At 44.8% G+C, this 21,855-nt stretch carries 17 protein-coding genes and 1 riboswitch; of the genes, 8 read left to right on the forward strand and 9 right to left on the reverse strand.

Going from position 1 to position 21,855, the window contains the following annotated elements:
* The first annotated feature begins 28 nt into the window (after window positions 1–28).
* Window positions 29–1,249 carry an alginate export family protein gene (locus ACM0P2_RS03015; RefSeq protein WP_159119557.1) on the forward strand — a complete coding sequence of 407 codons (1,221 nt, stop codon included), beginning with the start codon at window positions 29–31 and terminating at the stop codon, window positions 1,247–1,249.
* 70 nt (window positions 1,250–1,319) lie between these two features.
* Here ACM0P2_RS03015 and ACM0P2_RS03020 read toward each other — a convergent pair whose 3' ends face one another.
* The 5 genes from ACM0P2_RS03020 to ccoG form a co-directional block, all read right to left on the reverse strand.
* Window positions 1,320–1,910: an HD domain-containing protein gene (locus tag ACM0P2_RS03020; RefSeq protein WP_159119556.1), complete on the reverse strand. Its 591-nt coding sequence runs from the start codon at window positions 1,908–1,910 to the stop codon at window positions 1,320–1,322.
* Window positions 1,911–1,997: 87 nt separating this feature from the next.
* On the reverse strand, window positions 1,998–2,630 hold the full coding sequence (locus tag ACM0P2_RS03025; protein WP_105930760.1) for a thiol:disulfide interchange protein DsbA/DsbL: 633 nt from the start codon (window positions 2,628–2,630) through the stop codon (window positions 1,998–2,000).
* Between the two features lie 420 nt (window positions 2,631–3,050).
* Window positions 3,051–4,973: a TonB-dependent receptor plug domain-containing protein gene (locus ACM0P2_RS03030; protein ID WP_173360122.1), complete on the reverse strand. Its 1,923-nt coding sequence runs from the start codon at window positions 4,971–4,973 to the stop codon at window positions 3,051–3,053.
* Window positions 4,974–5,062: 89 nt separating this feature from the next.
* Window positions 5,063–5,325, reverse strand: a riboswitch (cobalamin riboswitch).
* A gap of 445 nt (window positions 5,326–5,770) precedes the next feature.
* Window positions 5,771–6,754, reverse strand: coding sequence for a serine/threonine protein kinase (locus tag ACM0P2_RS03035; RefSeq protein WP_159119552.1), 984 nt, complete (start codon window positions 6,752–6,754; stop codon window positions 5,771–5,773).
* Window positions 6,751–8,181: a cytochrome c oxidase accessory protein CcoG gene (ccoG, locus tag ACM0P2_RS03040; RefSeq protein ID WP_159119551.1), complete on the reverse strand. Its 1,431-nt coding sequence runs from the start codon at window positions 8,179–8,181 to the stop codon at window positions 6,751–6,753. The genes ACM0P2_RS03035 and ccoG overlap by 4 nt, the downstream gene beginning before the upstream one ends.
* A gap of 444 nt (window positions 8,182–8,625) precedes the next feature.
* On the opposite strand from ccoG, the gene ACM0P2_RS03045 reads away from it, so the two are divergent.
* The gene (locus ACM0P2_RS03045; RefSeq protein WP_159119550.1) at window positions 8,626–8,997 is read left to right on the forward strand and encodes a hypothetical protein; all 372 of its coding nucleotides are present in this window, start codon (window positions 8,626–8,628) and stop codon (window positions 8,995–8,997) included.
* Window positions 8,998–9,107: 110 nt separating this feature from the next.
* A complete protein-coding gene (locus ACM0P2_RS03050) occupies window positions 9,108–9,653 on the forward strand; it encodes a DUF3016 domain-containing protein (protein WP_159119549.1) in 546 nt (181 codons plus the stop codon).
* 239 nt (window positions 9,654–9,892) lie between these two features.
* On the opposite strand, the gene ACM0P2_RS03055 is transcribed toward ACM0P2_RS03050, so the two are convergent.
* Window positions 9,893–11,653 (reverse strand): acyl-CoA dehydrogenase family protein, encoded by a 1,761-nt coding sequence (locus ACM0P2_RS03055; protein ID WP_159119548.1) that lies wholly within the window; start codon window positions 11,651–11,653, stop codon window positions 9,893–9,895.
* A gap of 170 nt (window positions 11,654–11,823) precedes the next feature.
* Between ACM0P2_RS03055 and ACM0P2_RS03060 the strand changes: the two genes are divergently transcribed.
* Window positions 11,824–12,720, forward strand: a complete 897-nt coding sequence (locus ACM0P2_RS03060; protein ID WP_236547146.1) for an SDR family NAD(P)-dependent oxidoreductase — start codon at window positions 11,824–11,826, stop codon at window positions 12,718–12,720.
* A gap of 127 nt (window positions 12,721–12,847) precedes the next feature.
* The gene (locus ACM0P2_RS03065; RefSeq protein WP_159119547.1) at window positions 12,848–13,723 is read left to right on the forward strand and encodes an amidohydrolase family protein; all 876 of its coding nucleotides are present in this window, start codon (window positions 12,848–12,850) and stop codon (window positions 13,721–13,723) included.
* 108 nt (window positions 13,724–13,831) lie between these two features.
* Here ACM0P2_RS03065 and ACM0P2_RS03070 read toward each other — a convergent pair whose 3' ends face one another.
* The 3 genes from ACM0P2_RS03070 to ACM0P2_RS03080 form a co-directional block, all read right to left on the reverse strand.
* Window positions 13,832–15,016 carry a mandelate racemase/muconate lactonizing enzyme family protein gene (locus ACM0P2_RS03070; RefSeq protein ID WP_120960909.1) on the reverse strand — a complete coding sequence of 395 codons (1,185 nt, stop codon included), beginning with the start codon at window positions 15,014–15,016 and terminating at the stop codon, window positions 13,832–13,834.
* Between the two features lie 118 nt (window positions 15,017–15,134).
* Complete coding sequence (locus tag ACM0P2_RS03075; RefSeq protein WP_159119546.1) at window positions 15,135–15,902, reverse strand: class II aldolase/adducin family protein; 768 nt, start codon at window positions 15,900–15,902, stop codon at window positions 15,135–15,137.
* Window positions 15,903–15,967: 65 nt separating this feature from the next.
* The gene (locus ACM0P2_RS03080; RefSeq protein ID WP_159119545.1) at window positions 15,968–16,513 is read right to left on the reverse strand and encodes an NUDIX hydrolase; all 546 of its coding nucleotides are present in this window, start codon (window positions 16,511–16,513) and stop codon (window positions 15,968–15,970) included.
* 235 nt (window positions 16,514–16,748) lie between these two features.
* Between ACM0P2_RS03080 and ACM0P2_RS03085 the strand changes: the two genes are divergently transcribed.
* The 3 genes from ACM0P2_RS03085 (at window position 16,749) to ACM0P2_RS03095 (ending at window position 21,814) form a co-directional block, all read left to right on the forward strand.
* Window positions 16,749–17,798, forward strand: coding sequence for an efflux RND transporter periplasmic adaptor subunit (locus ACM0P2_RS03085; protein WP_159119544.1), 1,050 nt, complete (start codon window positions 16,749–16,751; stop codon window positions 17,796–17,798).
* A gap of 14 nt (window positions 17,799–17,812) precedes the next feature.
* Window positions 17,813–20,920: an efflux RND transporter permease subunit gene (locus ACM0P2_RS03090; RefSeq protein WP_159119543.1), complete on the forward strand. Its 3,108-nt coding sequence runs from the start codon at window positions 17,813–17,815 to the stop codon at window positions 20,918–20,920.
* A 489-nt stretch (window positions 20,921–21,409) separates the two neighbouring features.
* On the forward strand, window positions 21,410–21,814 hold the full coding sequence (locus ACM0P2_RS03095) for a substrate-binding domain-containing protein (protein ID WP_159119542.1): 405 nt from the start codon (window positions 21,410–21,412) through the stop codon (window positions 21,812–21,814).
* The last annotated feature ends 41 nt before the right edge of the window (window positions 21,815–21,855 follow it).

Consider the following 21,855-nt stretch of genomic DNA (forward strand, 5'->3'; position numbering starts at 1 on the left):
TAAAAAACAAAACCGATAGGGAATACACATGAACACGTTACAAAAATTAAGCATTAACGTGCTAGCAGCATCTGTTATGACAGTATTAGGCGGCAGCGCCATGGCTGCTGATATCCACGCCGCTCTGAGCGACTCAAAGGCATGGGCTGACCTTAATTTGCGTTATGAGGCCGTAGATCAAGACAATGCGCTAGAAGATGCAAGCGCGCTGACCTTACGTACCCGTTTAGGCTTTAGCTCAGGAAGTGTTAATGGTTTCTCATTTACCGCCGAGGTTGAAGATAGCCGCATTGTACTGGGGCAGGATGAGTTTACCGTCGGGCCTACGGGATTTAATGTAGGTGAATACTCGGTGATTGCCGACCCTGAAACAACGGAGGTTGACCAGGCTTTTATTCAATATAAAACGGATAAGTTCACTGCCAAAGTAGGTCGCCAAGTGATTACGCTAGATGACCACAGATTTGTTGGCCACGTTGGCTGGAGACAAGACCGTCAGACCTTCGACGCCGTAAGTGCTAAATATGCGGCAACCGACAATCTAGCGCTTTTCTACAGCTATTTGTACAAGCGCAATCGTATCTTTGCAGAGGCTGCTGACCTTGATTCAAAAGACCACATCCTTCACGCAACCTATACATCTAAGATAGGTAAATTTGTGGCCTATGCTTATTTGTTAGAAGTTGATAATGATACTGACAACGCACTAGATACTTATGGTGTAAGCTACGATGGTAAAATGAAAGGCGATAACGTTAGTTGGGCTTACGGGGGGGAATTTGCAACTCAGTCGAGCGAAGCCGGTGCGGGTGAAACTGCCACCGACTTTGATGCGTCTTATCTTAATGCATATTTAGCTGCCACATTCTCTGGCATAACGGCTAAAGTGGATTACGAAATTTTAGGCTCAGACGATGGCATGTACGGATTTGCAACGCCCCTTGCTACTCTGCACAAATTTAACGGATGGACCGATCAGTTTTTGGGTACGCCTGCCCAAGGGTTGAAAGACCTTAAGTTTTCACTTTCTGGAGGCTTAGCGGGGGGGAAATGGCTATTGGCTTATCATGACTTTTCTGCAGACGATAGCAGCAATGGCGTTGACGATTTGGGTAGCGAATTCAATGTTCAATACACCAAGAAATTTGCGGGTAAGTACAATTTCGGTATCAAGTACGGCACCTACGACGCGGGCGAGATAAAAGTAGACGCAAATCGCTTTTGGATGTGGGTTGGTACCCGCTTTTAATCGCAGGGTGAATCTATTTTTAGATACCACATAGCGAAATAGCTACATCAAATTTAGGTTGGCTTAGTCATTATTGACTTAGCCAACCTTTTTCAACGGCAGTATCTAGCTGCTGCAATACGTAGTCCCACAGCGCTGGTGCGCAAGATTTTAAATGGGCATTACGCTTTTCAATCTTCTCTCTTGCAATTGAATGGCGTTTCCAGCTTCCCCCATTGTCTTTCATGTTTTGAAAAACAGGTAGCACCCGGTCCATTGCTTTAGCAAACTCTGCATCGGCGGTTTCGGCTGCTTCAAACTCAAGCCATAACTGAAGCATTTCATTATCCAGTGGACTTGGAAGTAAGCCAAATATCCGTTTAGCCGCTGCCAATTCTTTTTCAGCTTGTGCGTCATGGTCGCTCTGGTGGTTAAAAGCGAACATGTCGCCAGCATCAATTTCTACGATGTCGTGAATAAGAATCATGCGAATAACACGGGTAACATCAATAGTCTTGGCGGCATATTCGCTCAGCATACTTGCCATCAACGCAACATGCCAGGTGTGTTCTGCTGAGTTTTCTTGACGATAATTATCGCAGGGAAGGGTGATCTGGCGCTTTACCGCTTTTAATTGGTCAAGTTCACAGATGAAATCAGCAAGGTCGCTTACTGCATACATTCGGGAGCTCCTAGGCGTGAAAATGGGCGCCTGAGCGCCCATTTTGTAATGTAGAGGTGTAACGTGGAGATGATTGCTTTAGGGCAACTACTTCTGTTCAGATAACCACACAATTAGATCAGCGATATCATCGAAGGTCATATCAGAGGTAAAAGTTGGCTGATATTTACCGTTAATAATGAAGCTTGGTACACCGGTTAGGTGCTCACGATACTCATCGATTTGCTGCTGATTCTTACGCAACATGCTATTCACACCAAAACTTTTCGCCATTTTATCGAATTCTTCACCATCCACGCCGTTTACTACGAAGATGTTACGAAGGTCTTTAAGGCCGGTTACAGAGGCGCGCTGTTTGTGAATATAGTTAAAAATAGCACCGTTCATCGCGTCTTCTTGCTTCATAGCGCGAGCAATAAGCATAGCTTTTGTGGCATCGTCTTGAACTTCTGGCCCGGTGAAGCGCATGAAGTTCACGTGCACTTTATTGAACTTGGTGCCGTCGCTTTTCTTTTCTTTAATTTGCGCAACGATAGGTTCAAATTGGAAGCAATGTGGACACCAAAAAGAGAAGTACTCAGTAATAACTGGCTTATCTGTGGCTTCTTTATCAAGCACTTTATAATGCGTGCCTTCTTTCCATTTAGACGCGGTTTCTTGGGCACAGGCCGTTAATGGCAAAAGCATTGCCATGACAAACATTACTGCAAACTTTTTCATGGAATAAGATCCTATATTTAAAACTATTATTCTGCGATGAGATTATCACAGCATTGTTCGCTTAACTAGGTTCTGTTGTTCTTCAACCCCTTATACGCGATAAGCTCACCAAAAAATGGGATTCAAAACTCTAGAGTGACCAAAGCGACGAAGTATAAAGTCTTAAGTAACCATCGCCAAAATGCTTAATTAAGGGCCGGTTCAAGACGATAAGCTGTGCGTTTACTTAAATAAGTGTAAAAGTATCAATGTGAATGAAACATGAATCAGGTGTGCACCCCGTTATAGGAGGGAAGGGGGCGGATACTTGGGCTTAGTGTTGTACGGTGCACACGTTTTTAAATAGTGAACGCTGTAAAGAAGCCTGTGTAAAAAGGCTATACCTTTAGATATAGCCTTTTTAACTAATCTCTCAGTTTGTTACATGCTGTAGTTAACCGATATTAATGCTCGGCGTTCTTGTCCTGCATAGCCCACAATATCTTCATAGTCGGTATCAAAAACATTATCGAATTTGAGCGAAACCTGCCATTTGTCATCAATTTGGTAGCCAAGATTGACGGTAGCGAGAGTATAGGCTGACAGCGCTAACGTCTGTGATGGTTCTGGAAACGGCGGAAAGAAGGTATCGTAATGAGTACCTGTATACGCGAACTTAGTATAGAAGCTGAATTTTTCGGTGCCAAAATCTGTATTGTAAGTAAGTGAGCCTTGGTGCTTCGCCCGGCGAAGTTCCCTCGTGGTAATACCATTATCAGTTTGCTCTGCATCTAAGTAGCTGTATGCCGCCGTGATGTGTCCGTAGCCACTGTTCCAGTTAATTTCCAAGTCTACACCTTCTCGGGTACTGCCTCCGTCTATGTTGTCAGCACTGAATGCGCCTGCTTCTGGAACGAAAACGAAACCGTTAATTTCATCTTCTAAATCAGCCGTGTAAACGCTAACTTGCCCGGTTATTGTTTTCCAGTTTGCTTTAACACCTACTTCCCATTCTTCGCTAGTTTCGGGCTCTAGGTTCGGATTTCCAATAAAACTGGCAGGAAAGAAGCCAAAGCGCTCTGTGAAAGTGGGCGTTTTAACCGCACTTCCATAGCTGGTAAACAGAGTGTAATGGTTATTTAATTGCCAGCTCAATCCACCGCGATAGCTGACCGCATTATCGAATTCACTGTTGTTGTCGTATCGAGCGCTTAGCGTAGCGGTTAAATACTGAGTTAATTGACCGTTCGATTCAGCAAAAAGACTATATGTATTATCGTGCTGCTTTTGATTAGGATCGCCAAAATTGATGGGACCGCGCTGGTCGAAGAGTCGTTGAAGATATTCAATGCCCCCAGCAAAGTCCCAGTTTTTAATGGTGTAAAAGCTTGTCCAATTCAACTCAATGCGCTCGCCAGTTGTGCCCCCTGCTTCAGCGCCTAACTCAGTATTGTCGTTCTCGTCTTTGCGGTAATGGGCACTTAATGCAGAGCGGTATGGCGAATGCTCAGGAGTAAACTCCCAGCGCAGTTTGGCGCTAAGTTGTGACCCATCAGTCACATTGTCGGTGTCAGTGGGGAGTCCAGTGGTAGCAAAGTCAGTGCCGTCGTAGTCGTTTTCATAGTCTACGGTACGCACATTTGCGATGATAGTATGTTCAGACGTGGCGGCATAGTTGAGGTTAATGCCAGCGGTCATATTGTCATAGCCGTCATCTTCATTGCCAACGCGAGACACATTGTCTCCATCAGTTTTGATATAGCTGGCATAAGCGGATATTCCAACATTTTCACTTTGAGAACGAGCATTCATACTGCCTTGTAGTGTTCCTTGCGTGCCCGCTGCCGCAGAGAAATCCACGTGAGACGTGTTCGCAGCAAATTGGCCAGACTTGGTGGTGATACTCAGTACGCCACCAATAGCACCACTACCCCAGCGTGCACTTTGAGGGCCACGCAGCAGTTCAATGCGCACCACATTCGCGCTGGTAAGGTGTGCCAGGTCAACAAGACTACCTTGACCTACATCGTTAGAAACAACACCATCAATTAAAATAAGTAGATGATTAGTTTCGCCACCGCGGACGCGCACTTCAGTCAGGCCGCCCGGACTGCCTGACTGGGCTAAGCTTACACCCGGCAGACCGCGGATGAGGTCAGTCAGCTGCAGTGCACCTGACGCTTTAATGTCGCTTTCGGTTAGTACAGAAACAGAGCTGGGAAGCGTTGCTATCGGAATTGGTAACCGGGTACCCGTTACCGTAAGTGTTTCAATACTTTGATCTAGGGTTTGAGAAAAAGCAGGTGTGCTAAAGCACGAGAGAACCGCAGCACTAAGCGCTGCGTGATTAAAATGTGTACGCATGATTATTTATAATATCTTTGATGTACTCCGCCCGAGCACATGTTTAAGGGAAGTGCTTTGTTTACTGATTATTAAGTCACAATAAGTAAACAACACCATGAAGCACAGGCCGGTATCCGGACTTACTCACCAGCACTTTATAAGTGATAGTTCTTTTGCCTTCCCATCAATTAATGTTTACTAACGCAGTATTGCGCTAGCACTTACAAAGACAGTGGCGTTTGAAAAGAAAACGACATAGCGTTGAGTTTACCGTTGCGGGGGCAGCATCAGCGTTTCACTGATTTCCCGTTTAACCCTTGTCGCCGTCGCTAATCCGAGGGAAAAGGGCACCTAAGCGATGCTGATTATAGAGAAAGTGCAATGTGATAGCGAATATGATTTATCACGCCTTCACCTTGTTATTACTTGCAGTGAACTGTAATAACAAGGCGTAACTAAGCGTTTAAATAGTAACCGCGTCGAACTAACCTACGGTCCGCATCAGAGGGATAATACCAATCCGCATAGATAATTACCCACTCAGCGAGAGTTAAAATGTTCGTAATCGCGGCGTGTTACCGCAGGTATAGTGGCTCTACATCAAGGTGACACAACAAAGAGTACGGACATTTTAAACTCGCCCTTCGGGAAGGTCTGGCAAGCTTCCTAGCTTCATTCTGGGAATTTGAAAGGGAGCAGCCATTCCTGCATTCCCACGCTTCGCTAGGAAACTTGCCAGCGCCTTCTGAGTGGGCACTTTTCTATGCGGATTGGTATAATGATGCAGGTGAAACAAAATGCCGCACCTGAATCATTTAATAGCCAAGCTTCAACGCAGGCTCTTGAAGGGCCGACATTTGTTCTTTTAGGGCAAGAATTTGACCTTCCCAGTATTTGTCTTCTGCAAACCAGGGAAATGCGCGAGGAAAGGCAGGGTCTTTCCAGCGTCTAGACAGCCACGCCATATAATGCACCATACGCATCGCGCGAAGGGGTTCGATAAGCACAAGCTGCTTGGAATCGAAAGAGTGAAACTCTTCGTAGGCTTCGACCAACGTATCTAATTGTAAAAGCTGCTGCTGACGATCTCCACTCAGCATCATCCACAGATCTTGTATAGCAGGCCCCATACGGCAGTCATCAAGGTCAACAAACGTAGGGCCGTCTCGCCATAAAATGTTCCCTGGGTGACAATCGCCATGCAAACGAATAGAAGACGTAGGCTTATATGCTTCCTTAGTGGCCGAAATAACGGGGTTCAAGATGGCAAAAAATGCGGTTTTTAAATGATCTGGTAGCAAAGTACTTTGCTCGAGCACGTCTCTTGGCTCGTTGACGTAGCTTTCAATATCAATGGAAGGGCGAGAAGTGAATGTTTTGGAATGAGCGACACGATGAATTCGGCCTATAAAACGGCCCATCCACTCGAGTTGATCAAGATTGTCGTTTTCAAATTGTCTTCCGCCAACAGAGGGAAACAGTGCAAAGCGGTAGTCGGTCTCACCGACTCTGTGATGGTGCAGTGTACTGCCATTAATGGCAATAGGCGCGGCTAAAGGAATTTCATTCTCTATAAGTTCTTGAGCAAACTCATGCTCTTCGTTAATTTGAGTGTCGCTCCAGCGACCCGGTCTATAGAACTTGGCTACATAACGCATACCATCTTCGGCAAGAAATTGGTAAACACGATTCTCATAACTGTTAAGCGCTAACAAGCCGCTTTGAAGAAAAATGCCCTGGCTTTCCAGGGCATCTAATATGGTATCTGGACTAAGCCCAGAGAAAGAAAAGTCTGTCATCGATAAAGGAACTTCGTTGGTTCATCAACCGTAACCGTTTCCCCATCAATTGTGGTGGTTACACTGATAAAAATATCGGTAACCGTATCTTCCAGATTATAGGCATTAGTTGCAACTGAAATCGGTGTACTGTAAACCGCGCCTCCGGCAACTGTCATCTGCTGCTCACCAATATATTGATAATCCGGCAGGCCTTTTACAGCAATAGAGTAGGTCTGTGTTTGCTGAGTTTTGTTGAGTACCTTGATGGTATAAACATTTTCAATAAGACCCTCGTTTGTCTCGCGGTACAATGAATTTCTGTCGCGAATAATGTCTACTTCTGTTGGGCTGCGCGTCCAGATATTGGCAACCAATAAACCTGTCATAACAAGAAGCACGACAAAATAACCCACTAATTTGGGGCGAATAATGTGAGTCTTGCCTCCAGCCAATTCTTCTTCGGATGTGAAACTAATAAGCCCTTTGGGGTAGCCCATTTTATCCATAACACCGTTACAAGCATCTACACACGCGCCACAATTAATGCACTCGTACTGAAGGCCATTGCGTATATCGATACCGGTTGGGCACACTTGCACACACAAGTTACAATCGATGCAGTCGCCCAACCCTTTTTCTTGAACCTGCTCGTGACTAAGTTTACGAGGTCGAGGACCGCGCTGCTCACCTCGTTTTGCGTCGTATGAAACAGTGAAGGTGTCTTTGTCGAACATGGCCGACTGAAAACGCGCGTAAGGGCAAATGTGTGTACACATGATTTCTCGCATGTAACCCGCATTACCATAAGTACAAACTGCGAAAAATATAACGGAAAAACCTGCCCAAAAACCGGTGTTGAAGGTTACAAAGTCAATAAATAATGCATCAATTGGCGTAAAGTAGCCAACAAAGGTTAATGCCGTTAAAAGCGCCACTAACACCCATGCGGTATGCTTGGCGGTTTTGCGTAGAAATTTATCGGCATCCATTTTGCGGGCATCAAGCGCGATGCGTTTATTTCGTGGCCCTTCGAACTTCTCCTCGAACCATGTATAAATATAGACCCACGTTGTTTGTGGGCACATAAACCCACACCAGACTCGACCAGCAAACGTAGTAACAAAAAAGAGGGCGAAGGCAGAAACAATAAATATGTAGGCCAGCAGCGTAAGGTCTTGGGGCCATAGGGTAAGCGAAAAAATCGTAAAACGTTGCTCGCCAATATCAAGAAGCACCGCCTGATGACCGTTGTACTGAATCCACGGAATTACGGCGAAAAGGGCCAGAAAAAAGAGCCCAAAGAATCGTCTGAACGTTTCAAGTGGGCCTTGAACTGCACGGACATAGATACGGCTACGAGAGTCGTGGCGTTTGCCCTCAGTGGCTCCTTTAGGCTTATGTACCTTTACCGGTGTAACGGTCTTTACCGGTATTTGTTCATTCATAGCTTAACCTTATATCTTAACCTTATATGATGTAGCGAACTGCCTGCGCAGTATAACGTGGTTCACACCATCATCTTTAACATAGATCAATAATGCGGCGTATGGTGAATCTTTTTGAACTTTCAGTCAATACTGAAAGTTCCGAAATTTGGCTTAAAGTAGGGCTTTATTTCCTAATTTGTGTTGTCAGTGTCAACTTAGCAATACGGTGAGTAACTCAAGATGCTCATTGCCGATTAGCATACATGAGTATAGTTCTCAGTATTTACAATTAACTAGGTATCACCCTAATATCTTTAACATTAATATGGTCAATGACTGACTGCATCGTGTACAGTGAGGTTCATAAAATCCGAAGTTGGTCTTGCATAAACACCGCTTCGCAAATTGTAGAAAAGTTGGCGCTATTTGTCGTAAACGCCTATCGAAATTAGCTGAGAAGTCATGTTAAGGTTTTTTATCATCGCCGCTGAGATCATCGTATTAATCTTAGTTTTGCGCTCTCCTTTTGTTCAGTATCTTTTTGAAGATATTCAAAATACCGTGTCTGATTGGCTTGTATCTATTGCTACCGCTGCCGAGCGCGAAAGTCTGACTAATTTGCAGGAAGACATTAGTGGAAAGCTCAGTCCTTTAAAACCTTATCAGCAAAGTTACATTCAACAAATTACTGCGGACTCAGCGAGCGTAAAGCGGTTTTATCACACCTACTGTGAAAATGATGACATAAACCCTAATTTTTCGGGAACTAAACGCGCTCAACTTTGCCTAATCATTAAACAGTCGCCAGTTATGCAGGTCGCAAAGCGAGATTAGACTATGCAAGTTCATAAGCCTTTTCTTTAGATGCGAGTAGTGAATTGAATAAACGATTTCACATTGCTTGCTAACTTACGGTTTAAATGACTGAATTTAGGAGCATGAAAGTGAATAAAATACGTACCTTTTCTTGTTTGGGCTGCGCAGCCGCAGTCGGATTACTTGCTGTTTTTGCTCCCACACAAGCGGCAGAGGTTAAAATCACGTGGGAAGAACCAGAGTCTTACAGTGACATCAGGCCCACGAATGAGTCACGCAAACGCTTTCGGGAGCGCACACTTGAAGAACTTGAATCGCACATCGTTGAACTAGCAAAGGATTTACCTGAATCGCAAGTGTTGTCTATGACGGTGACCAACGTCGATTTGGCCGGGCAAGTGTGGCCAAGTCAGTTTGTTGGCTTTGGTAACGGGGCGGGTAGTGATGTTCGCATCATAAAGCGTATTGATATACCGCGTATGACGTTTAGCTATACCCTCGCAAACGACGATGGGCAGATCATTGTGAGCGGCGAAGAAATTAAACTTAAAGATATGGACTTCATGGAGTCGAATATTCGTCGCAATCGCACAGAATCTTTGTCTTATGAAAAAGCAATGCTCAACGATTGGTTTTCAGATACGTTTGCAACCCAAGTTGCAGCAACAAATTAAGTTTTCTTGAGCTAAGGTTGCGCTTAACGAGAGATATCGTAACTTTTCAAGTGTACTTTTATTTCAAGGGTACACTCATTTCAAAGGTACACTTATAAAGTACTAATTGAAATGTTAGCAATAGCGAATTGTTTTCATCCCGCTGTAACTATTAAAAAGGTCACATAAACGTGACCTTTACTATATGCGTGGCCCAACTATTTTGGGCCTCTAGCAACTTACGATTGACTATTTAGTTATCACAGATAGTCAAATTCGTTACCTGAAATAGCAAGCGTGCTGTCTGGGCCTGCTTTATATGCAGCTTTATGTGCGTCGCGACGTACAAGTATACGTTCCATATAGAAATTCCGAGTTTTCATTTTCGATGCAGCAAGTACGGCGTTTTCTGAGTGCTGTGCTTTATCAGCCATGCTGTACCATAGTACGCCGATAAGTGAATAAGCACTGTAGGCGAGATAGTCACAGGCAGCCGATGCGGCGGTAGTTGCATCCATGCCGAGGCAATCAGCTGACGAGGCGCGCCAGTCGTCCAGAATACCTTGAGCCAAATTCTTTGCCTCACTGTCTTGGATGTCATTAACGAGTGCACTGAATGCATTGTAGGTCGCTTCCATCATCTGGCCGCCGTCACGGGTTAATTTACGGCCGATGAGGTCTAGCGCCTGAATACCATTAGTGCCTTCATATAGCATCGCGATGCGCACATCTCGCATTAGCTGCTCCATGCCCCACTCGCGAATAAAGCCATGTCCACCGAATACCTGAACGCCTAAACTGGTGGTTTCAAGCCCCATGTCAGTCATAAACGCTTTACAAATTGGCGTTAAAAACTGAAGTATCTTCTCAGCATCTTCTTTTTCCTGGCCTTCAGCGTGTTTCTCAACGTCCATAAACTTGGCATAGAAAAGTGATAAGGCACGACAGCCTTCAATCAGTGATTTCTGAGTGAGCAGCATGCGCGCTACATCGGGCTGAAATACGATAGGATCTGCTTTACCATCTGGATTCTGAATGCCTTGTGGCGCGCGAGACTGAACACGTTCACGGGCATACGTCAGCGCACCTTGATAAGACGCTTCAGCAGCACCTATGCCCTGTAAGCCTACTTGGAAACGGGCGTCGTTCATCATAGTAAACATACAGACTAAGCCTTGGTTCTCTTCACCGACAAGGTAACCTGTAGCACCATCGAAGTTCATCACACATGTTGGGCTCGCCTTGATACCCATCTTATGCTCTATACTTCCCACAGACAGGCTATTAGCTTCACCTGGTTCGTTGTTCGCGTCTGGTAAAAACTTGGGCACTAAGAACAGACTTATCCCTTTTACGCCTTTAGGCGCATCAGGTAGGCGTGCTAATACAAGGTGGATAACGTTAGCGCTCCAGTCGTGATCGCCAGCGGTAATAAATATTTTGTTGCCGGTCACTTTGTAGCTACCGTCGCCTTGTGGTTCGGCTTTCGTGCTAAGTAAGCTTAAATCCGTTCCTGCATGTGGCTCAGTCAGATTCATAGTGCCTGTCCACTCACCGCTAATAAGCTTAGCAAGATAGATATCTTTGAGTTCCTTACTGGCGTGCTTTGTTACCGCAAGGGTTGCACTTTCTGTAAGCATGGTCGTTAAACGCCAGCTAAGGTTGGCGGCGTTGAGCATTTCGTGAACCGGAACAGCCATGGTGTAAGGCAAATCTTGACCGTCATATTCGGCAGAGCCTAGCATCGCATTCCATCCATTAGCGACATATTCTTGGTAGGCATCTGCGAAACCTTTAGGGGTGGTTACTTTGCCGTTTTCTAGTTTGCAACCTTCTTCGTCGCCTTCTCGATTAAGTGGGGCTACAACATCTAACGCAAATTTAGCACCCTGAGCAATAATCTCATTGGCTAACTCGCAGTCAAAGTCGCTTATGCCCAACTTTTCGTAATGAGCATCAAGTCCAAGCCAGTCTTTTAATAAAAACTGAAAGTCAGTTGTAGGGGCATGGTATAGAGGCATGGATGACTCCTTTTTCAAACAGGTGTTTTAATTTTGCCTATTATAGTCACAAAAAGCCTAGCCGTAATAGCCCGTTAAAGGAAAGTTAATAATAAATGTGAATGATAAATATGTTTGTAAGCTCATTGGTGGTTTCGGTTTGAGCAAGCCATTCCCATCAACAAAGCAACATGGCTAAGTTTACTTGCTTTTATCTTTCTCACTGGCATGCTTACGCCATAGAAATAAAAGTTAGACAAAACGTGGTTCACAATAATATGGCATCAGGTAATTCGGATAGTACAAACGCGACAATCAACAGTGCTTTAAATAAAGACGAACGTCATCATCGCCCGGTTTGCATTGTAACTGGTGGGAGTCTTGGGATTGGTTATGCAGTTTGTAAGTTGTTCAGTCAAAACGGTTATAGTGTTATTAATCTTGATATCAGAGACTTCGAGCAGCCGTTATCTAATTGCCTTTGGAAGCCCTGCGATGTGAGCGTAGTCAGAAACATCGAATCATCAATAAGCGAGGTTATTGCTGCCTATAACCGCATAGATGCGCTGGTGTGTAGCGCGGGTATACATGTATCAGCAACCATCGAGGATACGGATGAAGCCTTGCTTGATAAAGTCATAAACCTAAACATCAAAGGGGCCTATGGCGCGATAAAATCCTGTTTGCCCACAATGAAAGCACAAGGTAGCGGTGCCATCGTTGTAATGGGCTCTGACCAGTCCTTTGTGGGCAAGCGAAACTCCTTTGCTTACGGTGTAAGCAAAGGAGCGCTAGCGTCTATGGCTAAAACGACAGCGCTTGATTACGCGACGTACAATATTCGCGTAAACGCAGTGTGCCCTGGAACTATTGAAACGCCACTTTTTCATAACGCTATCGACAATTATGTAGCTCGCTCAGGGGCAAATAAGGATGACGTGGTAGCCGAAGAAGCCGCCGCACAGCCTATTGGCCGATTAGGCCAGCCAGACGACGTCGCTGAATTGACTTACTTTTTGTGCAGCAGCAAAGCCTCCTTTATTACGGGAAGCTTATACGCTATTGATGGCGGCTACACCGCACAATAGTCAAGCGGTGTGTTTGAAAGCAGCTAGTGCGTTGAAGAGCAAACCTTTACCGTACTTCAATTTTAACGTTAGGCATATGCATGAGCCCAAGTATCACAGCTAAGCATTATAACCAAGGTAACATAAAGTGAGTCAGCATTTGCCTTTGTGGATAGATCCGCATATTCATTTATTTGCCTTGAGCGAGGGGCAGTATCACTGGTTAAAGCCGTCTAATACGCCTTTTTGGCCCGATAAAAGCGCGATTGCTAAGAATACCACTGAGAACGACCTTTTGCGTGCAGCGCGAGGGCAGCTTGCAGGGTTTGTTCATATCGAGGCCGGTTTCGATAATCAACGGCCATGGCGAGAAATTACCTTTTTAGAACGTCACTGCACACTGCCTTTTCGGTCGGTTGCCTGCATAGATTTAACGAGCAATGATGTCGGTAGCCATATAGATAAATTGAAAACTTACTCATCGGTGCGAGGCTTGCGCCATATTCTAGATGATGATGCTAGCTCTCTTTTGCGAAGGCCAGACGTTCAGTGGGGGCTAAGGCATATGGCTGCCCGAGGGTTAAGTTTCGACGCCCAGTTTGATTTAGCCGATTCTCATGCAGTTCGCTCGTTACTCTATATGCTTGAACAAGAGCCGACTTTGCGAATTGTGGTAAATCATTGTGCTGTAGCACCGCTTTCTACTGCGCACTTGGCATTTAAAATGTGGCGTAATAATTTACGCTATTTAGCTGAAACAGGGCAGGTGGCGTTTAAATTTTCGGGTTTAGAAATGCAGGAGCGCAACTGGCAATGGCCGCGGGCGTCAGTCGTGTTAAACACGCTGTTAGAAACGGTAGAAATAAGCCAGCTAATGTTTGCCAGCAATTATCCGCTTTGTCAGTGGCGTATGCCTTATGAAACGTTATGGCAAGGCTATTTAGATATAACAGCGCCGCTATCTGACGAACAAAAAGCGGCGTTATTCTCACTCAACGCTAAGCACTGGTACGACATCGTTTAACGGGTATAGATTCTTAAAAAGTTTGCTAACGAACGGCCTATTGAAGAACAATAGGCCAGCTGTACGGTTTGTAATTAAACTAAGATTTTTGCCCGTAGCTTACGCGGATTATTTTAGTTCAGTTACCGTCATATGCGGTGAGCGATAGACAACCTCGTCGTTTAAATCAATGCCAATTCCCGGCGTGTCTGGAGCTTCTATAAAACCATTTACCGGCTGAGGGTCCTGAATGCACAACTCACGGTTCCAGTCTTTTATCGCGTAAGTGTGGTGCTCGTGAATTAAGAAATTAGGAATAGCGGTTTCCAAATGCAGGCTAGCTGCTGTGGCAACTGGACCACCGCAAACGTGGGCTTGAATTCGCACGTCGTAGATATCTGCGTAATCACACACTTTTTTGGCTTCTGTAAAACCACCACACAGGCCTACATCTGGTTGTAGAACATCAATAGATTGATCTTCAAGATAAGGGCGAACATCCCAACGGTGATACAAACGCTCGCCGCCCGCTATAGGCACGTTAACGTTTTTAGCCACTTTGTCATGTAATTTTGAATTCAGGTAGTTCACTGGCTCTTCATAATATAAGCAGCCAATTTCTTCTACAATATCGCCTAGCTGTATAGCAGTAGATGCGCCTAACAAGCTGTGACATTCAAAGATGATGTCGCCATCTTCACCCATAGTATCTCGAATGGCCTGAAGTCGTGCTTTGAATAGCTTAAGCTCAGGTTTAGTGAAGAGCTTTGTTCTGTCGAAGTGGGTGTTGCCGTCTTTATCGTAAACAATAGGGTCTACTTTAACCGCATCATAACCGTCTTTAAGGGCTTTCTCTGTTGCTCGGGCATAATCAGCAGGGTCATTGAGCTTGGTGACTTCTTTATCCCAGTCAAACTGTAGCTGGCTAGCATAGCTGCGTAACTTGCCGTTAGTCTTTCCACCTAGCAATTCATAAACCGGTAGGCCAAGTGCTTTACCCTTAATATCCCATAGTGCTGTATCGATGGCACTCATTGCCGCATAAATAACTGGCCCGCCGCCAAGACCCCAAAAGCCCTCACGCAGCATTCTCGACCAGAGAAGCTCTGTATGGAAAGGGTTGAAACCAATAAGCATAGCTTCAGCAATTTCTTTAATCATATGGGCTGCTGCGCTATGACCCCAGTCGTAAGCAAGGCCAGCTTCACCTACCCCAGTTATCCCTTCATCTGTGTATACACGCACAAAAACAGGGTTCCACTGAGGGCGTTTAGGGCATTCAATATCGAAAATTTCTACTTTGGTTACTTTCATAGTGTTACAACAATTCCTGTTTGAGTAAGTGAGCGCATGACGAGTAGACGCTGTTTGACCGTCTTACTTTCGCTAGAAAAGCAGCCCATCATCGCAAAAGAGTCTGAATAACCTATCGTTATTCGCAAAAGCTTGGATCTAACTTGTACGCTTTTCTAAGCATTGCAGGCCATGCTTTTTGTCCACCGGTTTCGCCGCTGTGGACAACGTTTGCCTGAGCATAAATACCGTCGATAATAGTTTGCGGTATTTCAATGATTTCCTCATTCGATTGCATCAAAGCTAGTTGAATTTCGCAGGCCCGTTGTAAGTCGTAGAAGCGCATAAAGGCGTCGCCGACGGTTGGACCAATAGTGAGTCCACCATGATTAGGTAAAAGCATGTGGTTAGTATCGCCCAAGTCATCCTGAAGGCGCTTTTTCTCGCTTTCATCCACCGCTAATCCTTCATAACTGTGATAAGACAGCGACGGCAAAGAGAACATAGAATATTGGCTCCACGGCTTGAGCCCACCTTTTACTGACGCTACCGATATTGTAGCCAGCGTATGAAGATGGATGACACACTGTGCGTCGTGTCGCACTTCGTGGATCGCACTATGAATTGTAAAGCCCGCAGGGTTTATGCCGTAAGGCGTGTCGTCTAGAATATTGCCTTCCAAATCAACTTTCACTAAATTTGAGGCCGTGACTTCATCAAACCCAAGGCCAAAGGCGTTAACCAAGTAATGATCAGTGCCCGGTACCTTAGCTGAGATATGCGTGTAGATAAGGTCTCCCCATCGCATGTCTGCAACTAAGCGGTAGCAAGCGGCCAAATCGACACGTGTATTCCACTCTTGTTCAGATACTTTGCCTTTAAGGCTTAGGGTCGGCAGTGAAAACAAGCCAGTTCTCCTTTTTAAAACGTGTAGACAATTTACCAATACAGATATAGATGAACAACGATTTGTCAGTGCTGGTTTATAACGATTTGGGTATAGCCATCGCGCAAGGGAATAAGGTCGTCTGCAAATCGCATTGATTTCTCATCAATAGAGAATGGGTCGACCTTTACCAGCCCTTTTACCTCTAGTTTAGCCCATGGTGGAGCATCAAAGGCATCTGGAAGCGTTTCTACACCGGCATCTAATGCGCAGCCGAAAAGGGCTAGGCCATTTTTTGTCGTCGCTAAATATTGTGAAACCTCTACATTAAAACCGGTTTCTTCCCATGTCTCTCTATGAGCAGTGCATGCTGGCGATTCACTATTTGCAAGCCCACCCCCAGGGAAATCAAGTTTATTTGATAAGCGGTGTCGTATTAGCAGCACCTTTTTGTCAACTTTGATTAAGCACGCTGCAGCAGTAGCCACTGATGGGTTATCTATTTTTAGCGTGTCCAACCTAGCTGATAGCTCATCCGAAATACGACACAGAGGTTCGCTAGGTGCGCCTCCCGTACAGGAGAAAAGCGTTAAAACAGCGAATAAAGCTGATAAGTGAAATAAGTTGCGCATCGATTTGAGTAAAATACAAGTTGTGTCTGTTTAAGGTTATTAAAATATTAACGAAAAGAAAGCCACAGACTCTACGCAAAAAATAAAATAAAACAACAATAACGCAGTACATGAATTAACGTTTAACGACGCTTACCTAACAAATAAGCGATTTTTATGTACTTGAGTACCCATTGACTGATATTGACGATAAAAACTCATGTTCGATGGGACGCTTTTACCTATAGGAAAGGTTATGTCTTCACGATTTTCTTTATCGCCATTACTCATTGGCGTGGTGTTGCTTACTGGTGTTGTGGTGTACTTAAATATCCCTGAAGAACAAAGCGCAAACCAGAGCGGACCAAGGGCTACCCCCGTCAACACAGCGTTTGTTTCCTCACAAGCTTTTCCTATTACTATTGAATCTTTGGGCACTGCAATTGCCAACGAGTCAGTCAACATAACCGCCCAAGTTACAGACACGGTGAAAGTAATTAACTTTGAAGATGGTGATGAGGCGAAAAAAGGCGAGGTGCTTGTGCAGCTGAACGATACAGAAGAGCGAGCACGAGTCGAAGAGCTAAGAGCAAATATTGAGGAAGCAAAGCGTCAATATACGCGTATTGCTGATCTGCGACAGTCGAATGCCACATCTGAACAGCTGCTTGATGAGCAACAAGCTCGAGTAAAAGCGCTTGAGGCTCAGCTGGACATAGCGTTAGCCCAGCTTGATGATTTGCAAATTCGCGCGCCATTTAGCGGGCTTTTAGGTAACCGAGAAATCAGTATTGGTTCATTGGTACAGCCGGGCGATACCATTACTTCGTTAGATGATATCAGCGTGATTAAAGTTGATTTCAATATTGCTGAAAATCACTTGGCAAGTGTTGCAAAAGGGCAAACGCTGACCGCGTCTTCCGTGGCTTATCCCGGTGAGACTTTTAAAGGCAATATTTCGAATATAGATACACGCCTTGACCCCATTAGCCGCTCTATTCGAGTAAGAGCAACAATCGATAACCAAGACAAGCGTCTACGACCGGGTATGTTATTAACCGTCGTGGTTGAAAAGCGCGTTTTAAATACACTAGTGCTTCCTGAAAAAGCCTTAGTACCCGTACAAGATAAACAGTTTGTATACGTCATTAAAGATAATGTTGCCCATCAAACGGAAGTAGAAATAGGTGAGCGCCGTCCTGGCTTGGTTCAAATAGTCAGCGGTCTCAGCGAAGGGGATGAAGTCATAACCGAGGGGACGCTTCGCGTGCGAGACCAGTCTCCGGTTAACGTTCTTAACCGCTAAGGGAGCTCACTGCTATGTTGTTATCAGACGTTTCCGTAAAGCGCCCGGTATTTGCTACCGTTATCAATTTGCTATTGATTATCTTTGGTATTGTTGCGTTCACTATGTTGAGCTTGCGGGAATACCCAGATATTGACCCCCCAATCGTCTCGGTTAGCACAACGTATACAGGTGCATCGGCAAATATTGTTGAAACCCGTATCACCCAACTTTTGGAAGATAGAATTTCGGGGATTGAAGGTATCAAAAATGTTACCTCTACGTCTCGCAACGGTCGGTCTGACATTACCATCGAGTTTAAATTATCGCGGGATATTGATGCCGCCGCGAATGACGTACGTGAGCGAGTAAGCCGGGCGTTAAATAACTTGCCTGATCAGGCGGATCCCCCGGAAGTATCAAAAGCTAATTCAGATGAAAGCGCTGTTGTTTGGTATAACTTGCGAAGTACCAATCTAAATACGATGGAGCTAACGGATTACGCTGAACGTGTACTGGTAGATAGGTTATCTATTGTAGATGGCGTGGCGCGAGTGCAGCTAGGTGGTGGTAAACGCTATGCCATGAAAGTGTTTTTAGATCGCAACGCAATGGCCGCCCGAGGGATAACCGTAAGCGATGTCGAGCAAGTTATTCGTGCCGAAAATGTTGAACTACCAGCAGGTGAGGTGGAAAGTACCGACAGAAATTTTGAAGTGCGGGTGGCAAGAACCTTTCTATCTCCCGATGACTTTGCTGCGCTAACTGTTGCCGTAGGTGACAACGGCTATCTCGTTCGCTTAGGTGAAATTGCTCATGTTGAACTCACCGCAGAAGACGACGAAACCGAGTTTCGTGGCGATGGGGTAAATATGATAGGGCTGGGTATTATAAAACAGTCCAAAGCAAATACTCTTGACGTTGCACGAGCAGCAAAAGCGCAAATAAAAAAAATAGAGGCAACGCTTCCCGACAATATTTTCATTGTCCCAAGTTACGACTCATCTGTTTTTATTGAGGCGTCAATCGATGAGGTCTATGAAACGCTTGGCATTGCGATGTTGATGGTTGTTATCGTGATTTACCTTTTTCTAGGTAATATTCGCGCCACATTAATTCCAGCGGTTACCGTGCCTGTTTCGATAATTGCTGCTTTTATTGTGATGTATGCATTGGGTTTCTCTATCAACCTGCTTACCTTACTAGCAATGGTACTTGCCATTGGCTTGGTGGTTGATGACGCTATTGTTGTACTTGAAAACATTTACCGTCGTATCGAGATGGGAGAGCCTCCAATATTAGCGGCTTATCGCGGTGCAAAAGAAGTAGGTTTTGCCGTAATAGCTACAACTCTTGTGCTTATTTCTGTGTTTGTACCTCTGGTATTTCTAGAAGGAAATATAGGAAGGTTATTCACTGAATTTGCACTGGCGATTGCCGCCGCCGTTGCGTTCTCAAGCTTTACTGCGCTTACCCTTTCACCAATGATGGCGTCAAAAATTCTCAAAAAACGCACTCGCTCATCGGGTTTTGGGAGTTGGATGGATAAGCGTTTTTCACAACTTGAAAACGGGTATTTCAATACGCTGGGCAAAACACTGCATCAGCCTATTCTGATGTTATTAATGCTCGTTGTTGCGGTCATTGCGCTTGTTCAGTTGTCAGAGAAAGTACCAAGTGAGTTTGTTCCCAAAGAGGACAGGGGAAATTTCTTTATTCTGATGAATGCACAGGAAGGGGCAAGCTTTGAAAGTAATGCGAAAAACCTAGAGAAAATTGAAAGCATCTTAATGCCCTACAGAGAAAATGGAAAAATAAATCGCTTACTTGTACGAACCCCAGGGTTTGGCGGTAATGCGGGTATCGCGATTGTAGGTTCAGCCGATTGGGATGAGCGTGATTTTAGTACTTTTTCTCTTATGGATGAAATTAGCGGAAAACTGAATTCTGTTCCAGATGTGCGTGCTTTCGCCATAATGCGAAGCGGGATCTCGGGAGGCGGTTTAGGTCGGCCGGTGCAGTTTGTGCTACAAGGTGATACCTATGAAAATCTAGTTGCATGGCGTGACATCGTGCTTGAAAAAGCCACTAAAAATCCAGGTCTTATTCGCCTTGACTCAGACTATAAAGAAACGTCTCCTCAGCTCTTGGTAAATATTAATCGTGACAGGGCCGCAGATCTTGGTGTGTCTATTAGCGATATAGGTGGCACATTAGAAGTGATGTTAGGGCAGCGACGCGTATCCACTTTCCTTGATAGAGGTGAGGAATACGACGTAATTATGGAAGGGATCGAAGAAGATTTTAGAAGTCCCAACAGCATAGAAAACCTTTACGTACGCTCTGCGAGAACCGGAGAGCTTATCCCCATGGATAATTTGCTGACGTTTGAAGAGCAGGCAACATCAGCCCAGTTAAATCGTTACAACAGGATGCGAGCAGTAACGATTTCTGCAAACCTGGCAGACGGTTACACATTGGGAGAAGCGCTCAACTATCTTGAAAACATTGTTGCAACGGAGCTACCTGATAACGTATCGATAGATTACAAAGGTGAGTCTCAGCTTTATCAAGAAGCCGGCAACTCTTTTGTGTATGTATTCATTCTCGCTCTCGCCATCACATATCTTATTTTAGCTGCTCAGTTTGAAAGCTGGGTACATCCACTGGTGATAATGCTCACAGTGCCATTGGCACTAGTTGGTGCCTATATCGGTTTGTTTTTCAGTGGAATGACAATTAACATTTATAGCCAAATTGGCCTGGTTATGCTTATTGGACTCGCAGCTAAAAACGGCATACTCATTGTGGAGTTTGCCAATCAGTTGAGGGACGCGGGCATGGAATTTGAATATGCATTGAAACGCGCTGCAGCCCAGCGTTTGCGCCCCATCGTTATGACTGGTTTTACTACTGTATTTAGCTCTCTTCCCCTAGTACTTGCTTCAGGGCCCGGCGCTGAGAGCCGAATGGTGATAGGGATGGTTATTTTCTCCGGCGTCTTAGTTTCAGCGTTTATGACACTATACGTCGTGCCGACAGCCTATAGCTGGCTAGCTCGTAATACCGGTTCACCACTTAAACGAACCAAAGAAATTGAGCGACTTGAAGAAGAAATTCCTTACAAAAAAGGTGAATCATAATTCTATATGCAGGGCATTTGCCCTGCATTGTTAACCTCTTGGTCTGATAAACCATAAATTAATAACGTATTTTTCTTAATACGTTAGCATGTCTCGTCATCACTTTGTTAAAGTTTTGTTGAAATCTATCTTGTTGATATATTTGTTCTTTTCTAATTTTAAAGCGTCAAATTTTTCTATCTTATTCAGCGTCATAAGTATTAATTGTACCCATTAGACGTAGGTATAGTTGCTTAACTTTTTTCTTCCACTACACTGCGCAGCAATTACAGGTGTCTATATAAGTCACTCATTTATAGACATTAATTTTTTATGCTCAAATTGGCGATTATGGCGTTTGTGACTAATACTTACCACGTCGTAATTATATGAGCGAGCATGCCCATATTTGCCAGCCGCGACAACACACTCGAACTAAGATTCAAATAATAGTGTTTAAAGAGTAGATGGCGGTGAGCGCGTATATCAACATACTTTAGAGGACACATCATGAAGAAATGGATACTAGCAGCAGCCCTTTGTTGTAACGTTGCGGTTGCCGACGTCGCTGTTATCGTGCATCCCAGCAATGGTGACTCATTGGATAAAGACAGTATAAGCCGAATCTTCTTGAATAAGGCAAAAGCATTTCCTGGCGGCACGCAAGCAGAGCCTGTAGCGCTTGCGGAAGGGCAAGCGGCGACTGACGAATTTAATGGCAAAGTGTTGAACAAAACTGCAGCCCAGCTTACAGCGTTTTGGTCAAAGCTTGTGTTTACCGGTAAAGGTCAACCACCAACAGCATTAGGTAGTGATGCAGAGGTTGTTTCTGCAGTAGCGGGTAATCCTGGCGCCATCGGCTATGTCGATGCTAGCGCTGTGAACGACAGCGTGCGCGTTGTTGCAACCTTCTAACCTACTGTGTAATTAAAGAATTAAAGAATTAAGGAATACGC

Origin of the sequence: Alteromonas sp. OM2203 (genome assembly GCF_048517045.1) — a bacterium.
Taxonomy (GTDB): Bacteria; Pseudomonadota; Gammaproteobacteria; order Enterobacterales; family Alteromonadaceae; genus Alteromonas; species Alteromonas gracilis.